Annotated in this window: 15 protein-coding genes; 8 read left to right on the top strand and 7 right to left on the bottom strand. The window is 36.6% G+C overall.

The genetic code is table 11. The features are described from left to right. The first annotated feature begins 152 nt into the window (after nucleotides 1-152). Nucleotides 153-749 carry a GNAT family N-acetyltransferase gene (locus IEX29_RS18925; protein WP_188736210.1) on the top strand — a complete coding sequence of 199 codons (597 nt, stop codon included), beginning with the start codon at nucleotides 153-155 and terminating at the stop codon, nucleotides 747-749. 134 nt (nucleotides 750-883) lie between these two features. Here IEX29_RS18925 and IEX29_RS18930 read toward each other — a convergent pair whose 3' ends face one another. After that, on the bottom strand, nucleotides 884-2,254 hold the full coding sequence (locus IEX29_RS18930; RefSeq protein WP_188736211.1) for an ammonium transporter: 1,371 nt from the start codon (nucleotides 2,252-2,254) through the stop codon (nucleotides 884-886). An 18-nt stretch (nucleotides 2,255-2,272) separates the two neighbouring features. Continuing rightward, on the bottom strand, nucleotides 2,273-2,614 hold the full coding sequence (locus IEX29_RS18935) for a P-II family nitrogen regulator (RefSeq protein WP_188736213.1): 342 nt from the start codon (nucleotides 2,612-2,614) through the stop codon (nucleotides 2,273-2,275). Nucleotides 2,615-3,042: 428 nt separating this feature from the next. On the opposite strand from IEX29_RS18935, the gene spxA reads away from it, so the two are divergent. The 4 genes from spxA to pepF all read left to right on the top strand — a co-directional run bounded on the left by spxA (nucleotide 3,043) and on the right by pepF (nucleotide 8,068). Beyond that, a complete protein-coding gene (gene spxA, locus IEX29_RS18940; RefSeq protein ID WP_077600932.1) occupies nucleotides 3,043-3,438 on the top strand; it encodes a transcriptional regulator SpxA in 396 nt (131 codons plus the stop codon). A 622-nt stretch (nucleotides 3,439-4,060) separates the two neighbouring features. After that, nucleotides 4,061-4,759: an adaptor protein MecA gene (mecA, locus tag IEX29_RS18945; RefSeq protein WP_188736215.1), complete on the top strand. Its 699-nt coding sequence runs from the start codon at nucleotides 4,061-4,063 to the stop codon at nucleotides 4,757-4,759. A gap of 200 nt (nucleotides 4,760-4,959) precedes the next feature. Next, the gene (locus IEX29_RS18950; RefSeq protein WP_188736217.1) at nucleotides 4,960-6,159 is read left to right on the top strand and encodes a competence protein CoiA family protein; all 1,200 of its coding nucleotides are present in this window, start codon (nucleotides 4,960-4,962) and stop codon (nucleotides 6,157-6,159) included. 97 nt (nucleotides 6,160-6,256) lie between these two features. Continuing rightward, nucleotides 6,257-8,068, top strand: coding sequence for an oligoendopeptidase F (gene pepF, locus IEX29_RS18955; protein WP_188736220.1), 1,812 nt, complete (start codon nucleotides 6,257-6,259; stop codon nucleotides 8,066-8,068). Nucleotides 8,069-8,190: 122 nt separating this feature from the next. Here the strand turns inward: pepF and IEX29_RS18960 are convergent, their stop codons facing one another. From IEX29_RS18960 to IEX29_RS18975, 4 genes are all read right to left on the bottom strand, one after another. Next, nucleotides 8,191-8,370, bottom strand: a complete 180-nt coding sequence (locus IEX29_RS18960) for a hypothetical protein (RefSeq protein WP_188736223.1) — start codon at nucleotides 8,368-8,370, stop codon at nucleotides 8,191-8,193. A gap of 381 nt (nucleotides 8,371-8,751) precedes the next feature. Beyond that, nucleotides 8,752-9,615, bottom strand: coding sequence for a ClpXP adapter SpxH family protein (locus IEX29_RS18965; protein WP_188736225.1), 864 nt, complete (start codon nucleotides 9,613-9,615; stop codon nucleotides 8,752-8,754). A gap of 15 nt (nucleotides 9,616-9,630) precedes the next feature. Further along, nucleotides 9,631-10,020 (bottom strand): globin domain-containing protein, encoded by a 390-nt coding sequence (locus IEX29_RS18970; protein WP_188736227.1) that lies wholly within the window; start codon nucleotides 10,018-10,020, stop codon nucleotides 9,631-9,633. A gap of 157 nt (nucleotides 10,021-10,177) precedes the next feature. Further along, on the bottom strand, nucleotides 10,178-10,759 hold the full coding sequence (locus tag IEX29_RS18975; RefSeq protein ID WP_188736228.1) for a CYTH domain-containing protein: 582 nt from the start codon (nucleotides 10,757-10,759) through the stop codon (nucleotides 10,178-10,180). Nucleotides 10,760-11,077: 318 nt separating this feature from the next. Here IEX29_RS18975 and yjbM point away from each other — a divergent pair, with 318 nt between their 5' ends. Genes yjbM through IEX29_RS18990 form a run of 3 tightly spaced genes read left to right on the top strand, consistent with a single transcriptional unit; the run spans nucleotide 11,078 to nucleotide 13,425 of the window. Then, nucleotides 11,078-11,686 carry a GTP diphosphokinase gene (gene yjbM, locus IEX29_RS18980; protein ID WP_188736230.1) on the top strand — a complete coding sequence of 203 codons (609 nt, stop codon included), beginning with the start codon at nucleotides 11,078-11,080 and terminating at the stop codon, nucleotides 11,684-11,686. Between the two features lie 20 nt (nucleotides 11,687-11,706). Further along, complete coding sequence (locus tag IEX29_RS18985) at nucleotides 11,707-12,510, top strand: NAD kinase (protein WP_077600941.1); 804 nt, start codon at nucleotides 11,707-11,709, stop codon at nucleotides 12,508-12,510. Then, nucleotides 12,511-13,425 (top strand): RluA family pseudouridine synthase, encoded by a 915-nt coding sequence (locus tag IEX29_RS18990; RefSeq protein WP_229720293.1) that lies wholly within the window; start codon nucleotides 12,511-12,513, stop codon nucleotides 13,423-13,425. Here the strand turns inward: IEX29_RS18990 and prpE are convergent. After that, entirely contained in the window at nucleotides 13,412-14,158 is a 747-nt protein-coding gene (gene prpE / locus IEX29_RS18995) for a bis(5'-nucleosyl)-tetraphosphatase PrpE (protein ID WP_188736233.1), read from the bottom strand. The two genes, IEX29_RS18990 and prpE, sit on opposite strands and share 14 nt — an antisense overlap. Nucleotides 14,159-14,380: the final 222 nt, after the last annotated feature.

A 14,380-nucleotide genomic window follows, 5' to 3' on the forward strand; every position in this document is an offset into this window, starting at 1 on the left:
TCTGCAGCCTTTTATAACGAATCCATTGAATTTGGTCCTTTCTTATTGTGAAAAGGCAGTCCTTGTTTTGCCCGTTCTTATCCGGTATCATTTCACAATTAAAATGATATCGGTTATAATAAAACGACAATAATCGAAAAGGAGCAACCTGAATGAATTGGTATGAAAAACTGAACGATTATTTTCCAGTGGAAGAAATGAAATCGAAGAAGCATATGGAGCTGTTGCTGGAAGAAAAGGGTGATGTCTATTTTAAAGATGAAAGCCCAAAGCATGTATTGATGTATGCGGAATTTGATACATTTATTTTTATCGATTACCTCTGGGTGTCTTCGAACACACGCGGACAAGGTATTGGTCATCAAATGATGAATAAACTCAAGGAAAAAAATAAGGCGATTATTTTGGAAGTGGAGCCAATTGATTATGATGATACAGATACGGAAAAAAGATTAAAATTCTATTCCCGCGAAGGTTTTCATCATGCAAGATCTATTGGCTATAACCGCAGGTCATTGGCAACAAATGAAGAAACACCTATGGAGATTTTATATTGGTCACCGCAGGATGATTCAGAAGAAGTGATTTATGGTCAAATGAAAAAAATGTATGACGATATTCATACATATAAAGACAAAGAAATTTACGGAAAAAAATATCAGCCTTCTGAAGAGGTTTTGCATTATAATGAAGATGAAAAATCAGATAATCTTTTAGCTGGTATGCAAAAGCGGAAGAAATCTAATTAAAATGTAAATACGAAGAGGAAATCGAGGATGCCATCCTTGAATAGATGGTGCCTTCTATTTCAAGAAAAAAATAGTAAGCTTGTTAAATTAGTAAAGAAAAGCTGTAGAATCTGTTCTACAGCTTTTCTTAATGTTTATGACTTTGTTGAGCCTTCCACAGCAGGTTCGGAGTGATTAAGTCTATCGGCCAGAGCCAGCGGTGCTTTTGTGTTTGCTGTTCCTTCCAGGTAACTATCTTTAAAATTATAAGCGCTGGAACCATGTTCAGTGAAATCCAGCCCTGCTTTTTCTTCACCGGCAGAAACACGGATAGGGGAGACCTTGTTTAACAGATAAGTAAATCCGCCAATAGTTGCAGATACCCAAATAATTACTGCTAAAATTCCAATTGCCTGGATTCCTAATTGGCTAAACCCATTTCCGTAAAATAAACCAGTATCAATAGAGAAAAATCCGATAGCTATTGTGCCCCAAATTCCACATGCCCCATGGACTGCAATAGCTCCGACAGGATCATCAAGCCGCAATCTGGTGTCAATAAAGCGGATTGCTTCCACAAGTAAAATACCAGAGACAAGACCGACGATAATAGAACCGCCCAATGAAATTTCTGCTGCTCCTGCAGTAATACCTACTAAACCGCCTAAAACGCCATTCATCGACAGAGAGGCATCTACCTTTTTGAAGCGCAATTTCGTATAAAAAGAAGAGGATATCAATGCTGCAGATGTAGATAATAAAGTTGTACCAATAACATTCGGAACAAGAGAGGGGTCAGCTGCCAGTGTACTGCCTCCATTGAACCCAAACCATCCTAACCATAGGATAAACACGCCAAGTGCTCCTAACGGTAAGTTGTGTCCCGGGATAACATTAACTTTTTTACCATTATATTTTCCAATTCTTGGTCCAAGAATGAATACAACCATGAATGCTGCGATTGCTCCAGTTAAATGGACTACTGTAGAGCCGGCAAAATCGCTGAATCCAAGAGCGGTTAACCATCCATCTCCTTGCCAGATCCAGTGTCCGACTACTGGATAAATGAATAGAGTCATTGCAACAACAATAAGTGTATAGCTGCCTAATTTTATCCGCTCAGCAACTGCTCCAGACATAATTGTTGCGCAAGTTGCAACAAACATTGCTTGGAAGACAAAGAACCCGATATCATCTACCCCGCTTAACAGGAAACCATCCGTTCCGATAAAAGTCCCTGCAGAGGAGCCAAACATAATTCCGTATCCGGCTGTAAAAAACAGTATAGAAGCAATGCAAATTGTTAAAAAGTTTTTCATTAAAATATTCAATGTATTTTTAGAACGGGTAAATCCTGATTCAACCATTGCAAAGCCTGCATGCATAAAGAAAACTAAAAATGCCCCCAGCATAACCCATACAAGGTTAATGGACAGCTCTAACGATTCTACAGTTGGCACAGCGGCATATGCTGGTGTGACAAATAAAAATAATAAGATCGCTGATATAAAGGTTTTTTTTAACATATGATTTCCTCCTGAAATTTAATAAATTGCTTCTGTTCCAGTTTCACCAGTACGAATTCGAATTACCTGCGCAATTGGAGAAATGAAAATTTTTCCGTCGCCAATCTGATTTGTTTTACAAGCATCGATAATGTGAGTGACAATATCATCTACTCTTTCCTCAGAAACAACTAATTCCACTTTTAGCTTGGAAAGTAAGGTAACCTCGAATTCTGTAGAACGGTATACCCCAACCTTTCCTTTTTGTTTGCCAGTTCCGGCTACCTCTGTTACTGTCAAGCCGTCGAACCCGATAGATGCTAATCTTTCCCGTAAATCTTGAAATTTCTCTGGTCGTATAATTGCTTCCACCTTTTTCAATGGATATCCCCCTTTAAAAATTAAATGTCATAAAACCTAACATTGAAAGTTATGTTAATTATCATAATGTCCTTTTAATAAAAAAAGCAAGAGTTTTTTATGGTGAATTTTTGATATAATGTTTTCAATTGAAAAATGTTAAAATAAGGATGAAGGTTGGCATAAAGGGAGAATAGACAGATTCATTTTGTGCGGAGATTTATGCAGCAGTATTTTATTTATGAAAATATGTTTATTATCAATTGGATAAGGGAATCTTAAAATATGTGAGAAGCGGTACGATAAATTAAATAAATCATTTTATCGCACCCCCTACCTTTTATTAGATGTTTGGTGTATAATAAGTATATATAGATTAGACTTATTATTATTTAATAAAGTCAAGTAGGATTGTCGAAAATATAAAATAGATTGAGGAGTGAAGTTTTATGGTAACACTTTATACCTCACCAAGCTGTACTTCATGTAGAAAAGCAAAAGCATGGCTGGAAGAGCATAATATTCCTTTTACAGAACGTAATATCTTTTCTGAGCCTTTATCTCTCGATGAAATTAAAGAGATATTGCGTATGACTGAGGATGGAACAGATGAGATTATTTCAACAAGGTCGAAGGTTTTTCAAAAGTTGAATGTAAATATTGATCAGCTGCCTATGAAAGATTTATTTAATTTAATTCAAGAAAATCCCGGCTTATTACGCCGTCCTATTATTTTAGATGAAAAAAGGCTGCAAGTTGGTTATAACGAAGATGAAATTCGTCGTTTCTTACCAAGGACAGTTAGAACATTCCAATTGCGTGAAGCGCAGCGAATGGTTAATTAATAATAAATAAATAAATAAGTGAGTAAAGGCGCAGATTCTTTCTGTGCCTTTACTTATGATTGCGGACTGTAAGAGAGTGTTTTTTAAAGGTTTAGTTTATAAAAATATTGGAGCATATACCACTTTTGTGGGAACACTAAAGACGGAGCGAGTATCTTAAGGGAAACCCCTTTTTAAAAAATAAGTGATTTTCTTGGTTTTCTCAGACAGCTGAATCTGAAATACAAATGCCCAGAAAGCTGTAATAGTGCATCCTTTCAAAGCAGGCATCTTTATTAGTGGAAAACAAAACTTTTTCTAATGAAAAAGCCCTGATAAATGACAAAACACTTGAAATACGTTAGAATAACTAACTAAATAAAAAGTGTGAACACATTGATATTTAGCAGGAAATAATCGGGAACATCAACTGTTTTTTCAGAAAATTAATGATAACTAGGCATATTCATTTCTTGTGGATTGCATTTTTGCATACAATATGATAAAAGGGATTCATGATTAGGAATACACTGATTTGGGTACATCTATTATATAAATATTGATTACATGCTGTCGGCTCAGGCATTGTGTAAGATGAACATGCAGGAGATGATTCTATCTTAATAACAAGGGGGAGCTTACTGTGGAGATAGAAAGAATTAATGAAAACACCATTAAATTTTATATTTCTTATGTTGATATAGAAGAACTCGGTTTTGAAAAAGAAGAAATTTGGTATAATCGTGAAAGAAGCGAGCAATTATTTTGGCAGATGATGGATGAAGTAAATTATCGTGAAGATTTTAATCCTGACGGGCCGCTTTGGATACAAGTTCAAGCTATGGAAAAAGGGCTTGAAATTATTGTTACAAAAGCAAAAGTCTCTAAAAACGGCGAACATCTCGAACTGGAAACAGAGGATGGAAATATTGATTTGCCAGTAGACGATCAGCTTGAAAATATTTTGGATGAGAAGTTTGGGGATAGTAAAAAGGAAGACGAAGATGAAGATGAGAAGACGGATGATTTAATGGAAGAGAATTTATGGATTATTGTAGAATTTGATGAATTTGAGAATATGATTCAGCTTAGTCACCAGCTGCAGAATGTAAGTGATTTTGGAGAAGAAACTTTATATTCCTACAATGACAAATACTATTTATATATCGAATTTTCCTATGATGTATTAGATGAGCATCGTCAGGAAGACGTCATCAGTCAAGTACTTGAATTTGCGACAGACTCATCTATTTCTGTTCACTTGCTTGAAGAGTATGGAAAGAGAATTATGGAAAGTGATGCGTTTGAACAGGTTCGCCAGTATTTTCCTAAAGATGTATAATATAAGGCCTACAAGAAATCATATGAACGATTTGTTGTAGGTTTTTCTTATGGGTTTTTTACTCAATATCATTGAGTTACATATTGAAGCGAAAAACACTTCGCTATCCAGACTATATCGCAGTATAAATAAATTCTTTTCTATTTTAGCAGGAAAAGAAGGAATGCTGTCGAAATACATAGTACTGGAGGTGATAAAAATTGCAGCGGGCTATAAATAAAAAAGGAGAGTCTGTTCTGCTATTCCGGTATTCACTGGAAAAGGTAGCAGATTGGAAACAGGAAAAAGATTTGTTTTATTGTCCAGCATGTAAGGAAAGAGTAATTATCCGGTCAGGGGAAAGAGTCACAGCCCATTTTGCGCATTTGCCAAACACAGAATGTCTGCTTTCGGGAGGAGGGGAAGGGCCGTATCATGAAAAAGGGAAGCTGCAATTATTTAATTGGTTAAACCGCTTTAATATGCAGGTAGAATTAGAAGCTTATTTCCCGGAGATTTCCCAAAGAGCTGATATTTTTATCAACATTGGCGGGAAGAAAATTGCTGTAGAATTTCAGTGTGCCAGAATACCAAGAGAAGTAGTATTAAGCCGGGTACAAGGCTATAATTCATTGGGGATTAAGCCGGTTTGGATTTTAGGAGCGAAATATTTGAAACAAAAAGGAGCATATATGTTTCAACTTAATCAATTTTTGGATGTGTTTATCCGCTCTTCACCACAAAAGGATTATCCGCAATTATTTTTTTACGACCCCTTCATATCAGAAATTGCTGTACTTCATCATTTATATCCTCTTCAAGCCTCAAGGCTTTTTGCTAAGCAGCTGGTGTGTCCTCTTCATAAACTTCATTTTAAGCATCTCTTTCAAAAAGAAACAAAACCAGAAAACTTTGCAGCCGTTTGGGTAAAAATGGTATCTCGCCGACGTACAAAAGTAGACGATTTCTATGGAGAAATATTTAAACTGCGTAAATGGCTATATAGAAGAGGCTACCTCTTTCAGTATTTACCGAGTATTTGTTTTTTGCCTACTCCATATCTTGCTTCCGTAACTGTTCCATATTATAAATGGCAAGCAGAATTATATGTATGCTGCTTGGCGGATTTAAAAACAGGTGACAGCGTACACATAAACCAGATAAAAGATATACTTTATTCCTTCTACAGCAAAGAAAACTCAGATTTTTCTGATGCGCTCGAGATTTATCTGGGGCAGTTGCAGCAAGCAGGCTATATTGAAACACACTCCTCCACGATTCTTCGGACAAACCGGGAAATCACCTGCTATTCCTCTCAAGAACAAGCCTTTTTAGGAGATCAATCTTTTTTTAAACAGTTTTTCACGGAAAAAAAAGCAAAATACGAGCATGATTACCACTTATTTCGTTATACTAAATAAGAAGAATAAAAACAGTATAACATTTTAAATAAGCAACCTGAGATGAGTCAAATACTGAAAATACTGTTCATTTGTAAAAAAGGGAGGCAATAATCGTATGGCAAAAGCAACAAAGCAATTACCAAAGCGTGATGAAATACCTGAAGAGTTAACCTGGCGTCTGGAGGATATTTTTGAAACAGACGAAAAGTGGAAAGAAGAATTCCAAAGCCTGAAAAATGATATTTCAAAATTGGCAGCGTATAAAGGAAAATTGAATACCTCCTCGGATACGCTATTAAAAGCATTTCAGCTGCAGGATGAGTTATCAGAACGTCTGGGTAAGTTATATGTTTATGGACATCTGCGCACAGACCAGGATACAACAAATTCCTATTATCAAGGTTTAAATGCACAAGCAGAAAATCTGCTGACTGCTGCATCCAGTCAATTTAGTTTTCTTGTACCAGAAATTCTGGAAATACCGGAAGAGCAGCTCAAGCAGTTTATGGAAGAAAATAAAGAGCTCCAAAATTATAAAAAGGTTTTGGATGATATCAATCGCAGCCGCCCGCATGTATTGAGTGAGAAGGAAGAGGTATTACTTGCAGAAGCGGACGAACCGTTGGGAGCAATATCACAAACATTCAGTATGCTGAATAATGCAGATTTGACCTTCCCGTCCATCACAAATGAAGATGGAGAAGAAGTAGAACTGACCCATGGCAGATACTCTACCTTTTTAGAGTCATCCGACCGGAGTGTGCGTGAGCAGGCCTTCAATGCAATGTATGACACGTATGGTTCATTTAAAAATACATTTGCTTCCACATTGAGTGGAGAAGTAAAATCACATAATTTCAATGCGAAAGTTCGCAATTATGAAAGTGCACGACAGGCAGCCCTGGATAATAATCATATTCCTGAAGAAGTCTATGATAATTTAATCGAGGCAGTGCATGAAAAATTACCATTATTACACCGTTATGCAAAATTAAGAAAGAAAATTCTTGGTGTAGATGAGCTGCATATGTATGATTTATACACACCATTAGTCAAAGATGTGAAAATGCCTGTTACTTATGATGAAGCGAAAAAACATGTACAGGAAGGTCTCAAGCCTTTAGGTGAGGAATATGCAGGCATTTTAGAAGAGGCATTTGGTGAACGATGGATTGATGTGGAAGAAAACAAAGGGAAGCGGAGCGGCGCATATTCATCCGGTACGTATGGAACGAATCCATATATTCTTTTGAACTGGCAGGATGATGTGAATAACACATTTACGCTGGCTCATGAGCTTGGACATTCCGTACACAGCTACTATTCCAGAAAGAATCAGCCGTTCCGCTACGGTAATTATTCTATCTTTGTGGCAGAGGTTGCTTCTACAACGAATGAAGCCTTATTAAACGATTATTTATTAGAACACCTTGATGATGAAAAAGAAAAGCTGTATATTCTAAATCACTTTTTAGAAGGCTTCCGTGGAACAGTATTTCGTCAAACCATGTTTGCTGAGTTTGAACATGATATTCATGTATTGGCTCAAAATGGTGAAGCATTAACTGCAGACAGGCTGACAGAAGTTTATTATGATTTAAACAAAAAGTATTATGGGGAAGATGTTGTAAGTGATGAGAAAATCGGCTTGGAATGGGCACGTATCCCACATTTTTACATGAATTATTATGTATATCAATATGCAACAGGCTATTCTGCGGCCACTGCATTATCCAAACAGATTCTGGATGGTGAAGAAGGGGCTGTAGACCGTTATTTAGGTTTCTTGAAATCTGGAAGCAGTGAGGATCCTATTGATGTATTGAAAAAAGCTGGTGTAGATATGACGCATAAACAAGCTATTTTAGATGCTTTAGATGTCTTTGAAGAAAAACTGACGGAAATGGAAGAGTTACTGGATAAGTAAAAGATTCTCTATTGTTGCAATACAGATTTTGAATTGCGAATAGCTGCGTACGAAAATCAAACGGCCAGATGAGCTATGAAGCTGTCTGGCCGTTTTACATATAGTTGATTTCATTTTCAATCTTATCGTCGATATCCTTTTGTGTTCTGATGCGCAATGGAAGAGAGCATACAATAAATGGACGCGAGTAACAAAGGGAGCGTTATATAAATTGGAACCATATTCATAAATCCTAATAAATTGAAGAAAAAGGCAAGAATAACTAATAAAATGAATAAGAGAGGAAAGTAATTGCGTCGCATAAGGAATCCTCCTTTATTAAAAATGGCTTTGGGTTATTAGTATTGAATTATATGTCCGAGTTGTTCCTCTTAGAAGTGAATATTTTGTGAAAAGATGAACAAAGTTATTGAAATTTGAAAAGGAACTTGCTAAAATATAATTGTAAGTTGATTACAAACAAATACCCCTTTTGTTTGATCATGAAACTTTCTCCCATCCCCCCTTTGTAATTATACAAAGACGGAAAGAAAAGGTACACGCTGCCCCGTGTATCTTTTTTTTTGCACTATATAAATAAAAACCTGATCCAAGCCTCTCAACTCGGATCAGGTTTTTATTTATAGTATTAGAAGATCAATAAGTGCATTTAACAGGCCTGTTAAATATGGTTGCACCACCACTTACATCGTCCCGAGATATCTCCAATAAGATTCATTATTTTCAGGTATTCTTTCAATAATTTGCTGGAATTGCAGTTTTTTTAGTTCTTTTTCCGTTTGATCAATTGACCAGTCATAGATAACAGATACTTCTCTCGTTCCCACTGTCTGCTGCAGCTTCAAATAATTAATTAAAGACGGCTTCACAGATGGGATGGGGGTGCGCTGCAAAATTTCTTTCAATACAAATTCATATATATCATATGGATAAAGACCGGAAAGCTTCACACCGTCGTCTTCCACTTCCTGGTTAAATAAAACAATGGTGGGTGTATAATCTACTTCCATCTCACATGCAAGCTTCAAATCACATTGCAATGCACGTTTGGAAGTTTCAGAGAATAGATCCTTCTGAAACTCTTCTAAATCTAAGGCAGCATCCACTGCACATTTTAATAGAATTTCTTCATTACAGATATTCTGTTTATTAAAAAACAAAGTCTCCTGCATTTTTCGGATAAATTGTTTTCCGGCTTTTTTACCTTGTAATTCAGCAGCTTTAATAGCAAGAGCAGGAACCCAAGGATAATCAAGGCCCTCATGGCTGGTTGAAAAAGGAGCTAATCGGGACGGTTTTTTTTGTTTGATTTTATTTAATCCATTTGGATTTAATGCAGTTAGTTGTCCACTGATCACATGCTTTATCGTAAAAAAACGGCCGTATTCAACATACAATTTTTTTAGATAAGGCTCCAGTGCCCAGCATTCAGAACATAATGGATCAATAAAAACATACATTTCAATCGGTTTTTGCACATATTTCATGTAGTTAAAAGCAGGGTCTATTTGATTAGAAGATGATAGTTCTTGTTGATTCCCATTCATTTTGAATGCTCCTTTCTAAGATTCAGGGGTGTTCATCATATGATTGGCGGTCAATGTCAAACGCTCAATCATTTCCGTATAATATGGTTCTTGTACTTTATTTTCTACTAGTGACTGATTCATACAAGCTAACCAGGCGTCTCTGGCACTTGGTGTTATTGGAAAAGGAAGGTGCCTTCTTCTTAACATAGGGTGCCCGCGTTCTTCTTCATACAGCCTGGGCCCGCCAAAAAGTTGTGTGAGAAATAATTTCTGCTTATGCATTGTTTCTGTCAAGTCTTCCGGAAATAGTGGTATCAGAACAGGATTCTGTTTAACATATCCATAGAATGTTTCCACAATCTCCTCCATCTTCTCATAACCGCCAATTCCATCATATACAGTTTCTCTTTTAAATTGTTTCATAATTAGTGCTCCTTGTAATAGTATTGTAGCAATATGGATTCACTTCATCAAATAATCTGTACCGTAACAGATAGATTAAGTTTCATTAGTTATTACAGTAGATACATAATGATTGTTGTTTACTGAGAATAAATACCGGTTTATAAATGGTCACAGCCTACAAGGAATTACTCTGTTTTTGGTGAAAAAAACGTGCTATTTTAGCAGGAGTTTGCCGGACAGGGATATGATAGTTTGCTAATAAACTGTTAAAAATCTTTTCCCCATGGTGTTTTGAAGCTGCTTCTAATTCCAGTTCAGCATCCTCTGTATCTAAATAAATACTTTTATCTAAAACAATTAATGTGTCCTGATAAGGCATTTCTTTTCGGAAGGTGGTCATACTTCCCACATAATTCAGGGATGACAGATCAACAGATAGTTGTTTCAACTGTTTCATTACATTGGGGGCTTCCGTTGGTTTGCCGGAAGTCCAGGATATAAATTCTTTTTCTGTCAGTGTGTCATGTGTCTCTAACAACCCATCTGGATGGGGTTCTTTTAATGTTAAAGTATATGTTTCATTTTTTTTCCGTATTCGTAATGCAGAGTGATTTACCTTTAAGTCAAAAGAATCTGTTTCAAAGTAATAATTTATCTGCTCTATCATTTCTGTCTGTGAAAATAAATCCTCAGCTAATAGATTATATTCCTGAATAGTTAACAGGTTCTTAAATTCAATTTCTACTTCTTGGCTCATTCATAAATCTCCAGTTCTAAAATTAGATTATCTCTATTATGGCTTGTATTGAGAAGCATTGCAAAAAATAACTATGAGAGCAGGGTTAACAAGCAGTTTCAATAACACAACTGGAAAAAGAAACCTTCTATGCAATAGTCAATGTTGCATAACTGACAGAGAAACCAGATCTACCTCTATAGAAAATACCAGCTTGTATTTTTGGGGAATCAGGTTGTAATATAGACAGCATTTTTTTAATTTCCTCTTTCCTTTGTACTAATGCTACTCTGTGATAAAATAAAGAGGATCATATTAGTTTACATATAGGGTGGTTCGATGGACTGGGGAAAAACTTTAGCGCCATATAAGCAGGCAGTAGAAGAATTAAAAGTAAAGTTAAAAGGGATTCGTTCGGAATACGAAAGAGAATCCAGCAATTCACCAATTGAATTTGTAACAGGAAGAGTAAAACCAATCCCGAGCATTATAGAAAAAGCACGGGAAAGACAGATTCCTCTTGAGAATTTAGATAAATTACAGGATATAGCAGGGATAAGAGTTGTCTGTCAGTTTGTTGACGATATTTATCCCATAGTTGAGATGCTGCGAAAACGCAGTGATTTTCAAATTATTGAAGATAAAGATTATGTTTTTCACAAGAAGGATAGCGGTTATAGATCTTATCATATGATTATCGAATATCCAGTTGAAACAGTCAGAGGTCAGATTATAGTTTTAGCTGAAATCCAAATACGTACACTTGCGATGAATTTTTGGGCAACCAATGAGCATTCTTTAAATTATAAGTATGAAGGAAAGTTACCTTCAGAGGTTAAATTGCGTTTGCAAAAAGCTGCCGAGGCTGCATTTAAATTAGATGAAGAAATGTCTAAAATCAGAAGCGAAATCCATGAAGCTCAACGTGTTTTTCATCGTAAATCATAGATAAAGGATGGGAAAATATAATGAAGTTTAAAATTGTTTCTAGAGGAGACAAGCGATCAAATAAAATAAAAAACATGATGCGGCAATATTTGGAGTCTTATGGATTGGAATATGATAAAGAAGAGCCTGATTTGGCCATTTCAGTTGGCGGTGACGGAACCTTTTTAGAGGCTTTCCATCGCTACACCCATCGTTTAAAGGAAACAGCTTTTATCGGGGTTCATACCGGACATTTAGGGTTTTATACGGATTGGACGCAGGAAGAAGTGGAGAAGCTCTTGGTTGAGATTGCAAGGACACCGTTTCAAACTGTAGAATATCCATTAATGGAAGTAATCATCCGTGATGACTTAGGTAAAAAGGAAGACAGGCATCTTGCTTTAAATGAAGCAATGATTAAAACAGCAGATGGATCCTCTGTTGTATTAGATGTGGAATTGAAGGGCGAGCATTTTGAAACATTCCGCGGAGATGGAATTTGTATATCCACACCTTCTGGAAGTACAGCTTATAATAAGGCACTCGGAGGAGCGATTATTCATCCATCCTTAGAAGCAATCCAAATAACGGAAAATGCTTCGATTAATAATCGTGTTTTCCGTACTATCGGTTCACCATTAGTCTTGCCTAAGCACCATACATGTTTTTTAAAGCCGATGGTTGATAATTCCTTCTTAATTCAAATTGACCATTTCACGAAAAATTATCATGAAGTCAAATCGATTCAATGCCGTGTGGCAAAGGATAAAATACGCTTTGCCCGATTCAGACAGTTTCCTTTTTGGCATCGTGTGAGAGATTCATTTGTTACTGAGGTGGACTAAGTGACTGCAAGCATACAAAAAAGCTGGGTGATTGATCAAATGAACGCCAAGCTTACCATTAAGGATTTTTTACAGAAAAAACAAGGTTTTTCAAGAAGACTGCTGACTGCAATGAAACAAGAGGGCGGCAAATTTTTAATTAATGCAGAGGACAGTTATATAACAGAAACACTTAAGCTGAATGATCAATTAACCGTTATTTTTCCGGAAGAAGCTTCAGGCAGTATTGAAGCAACAGAGATGGAACTTTCAATTCTGTATGAGGATGAAGATCATTTAGTATTAAATAAACCGGCCGGGAAGGCATGTCTCCCTTCTATGAACGACCGTCAAAATTCGTTAGCAAATGGAGTTCTGGCCTATTATCAATCAACTGGTCATCCGGCAACAGTGCATATCGTAACAAGATTAGACAAAGACACGTCTGGTCTTGTTTTAATTGCAAAAAACCGCTATGTTCATGCTTTGTTGTCAGAGGCACAAAAAAAGAATGAAATTAAACGTACATATGAAGCGATTATTACAGGGGAAATGAATCATCCTGCCGGTACTATAAATGCACCAATCGCGCGGAAGAAAATCTCGATAATAGAACGGGAGGTAAATTGGAAAGAAGGGAAGGAAGCAGCTACGGACTACCAGACATTGTCGGTACTTGCCGGAGCTGCTCTATTACGTGTTCAACTGAAAACCGGCCGGACGCACCAAATTCGTGTTCATTTCAGCCATTTTGGCCATCCGCTGCTCGGTGATGATCTCTATGGAGGTAAAACAGATGTTATTTCCCGCCAGGCACTGCATTGTGCAGAATTAGAATGGACACATCCTTTTCAAAATAAAAGAATGAAATTTAATTGCGGGCTGCCACTGGATATGGCTGCGTGCAAAGAAAAATTGGCCATTAATCACCAGTGAAATCTGTGAAACGTTCAAGCTGAAAGGCTTGTTTTGATGGAACAGAAACAAGCCTCTGTTTTGGAAATTGGAAGGCGGTCAGTTTATTCCCGAAGACACAGCCTGTATCTATATTCATTGTCCGGTTGATTTGACGCGGCTCTATAACTGGTGTATGACCATAAACAATCCATGGCTCTCCCTTATAGTGCTTTGCCCAATCCCGGCGAATAGGGCGGCCCTGATGATCTGTTTTACCGGTAACATCTCCATAGAGAACAAACGTCTTTGTACGTGAATTCATCTCTCCGATTAAATTTTCTTTAATCCCTGCATGGGCCACAACTAAATTCATGTTTTTAAAATATAAATATAAAGGAGCGTTCTCGTAAAGTGTCATAAACTTTTCCTGAATGTTCTTTTTTTGAGCTTCTTTTAAGCTCTTCCATTCAGCAACTGTTGTTTCTAAGCCGTGTTTTTCCTGTACCCGGTTTCCTAAAAAATAACGGTAAAGCTTATTGCAGTGGTTTCCCGGTACATAATAGGCGATTTCCTGCTCTATAACTAATTGATAGACAAGCTGGATAACAGCTATGGAATTTGGACCGCGATCTGTTAAATCTCCTACAAATACAGGCTTGTTGCCTTCCGGGTGAGAATAGAAGTTGTTCACTTGACGATATCCAAGTGTTTCCAGCAATTCCAAAAGCTCGTCTAAACATCCGTGCACATCTCCAATAATATCTAACTGCATCCTAAATCCTCCTGTTATCGATGAATGTAGCTTTACTTCTATAGTATAACTTTCTTTTAGCTAATACATGTAAAATTGAATACAAATTATATTCCTTCGTTGTAAAACGTATTCTTGTCTTTAAGCGTTTCTTCTACAATGGTGTTAAGCATACTTAATATAGCAGCCTAATCATTAAAATAAATTAGCAGAATAAAATGTTTCCTTAACGAAAAATAATAG

Source organism: Oceanobacillus neutriphilus, assembly GCF_014645515.1.
Classification (GTDB): Bacteria; Bacillota; Bacilli; order Bacillales; family Amphibacillaceae; genus Oceanobacillus; species Oceanobacillus neutriphilus.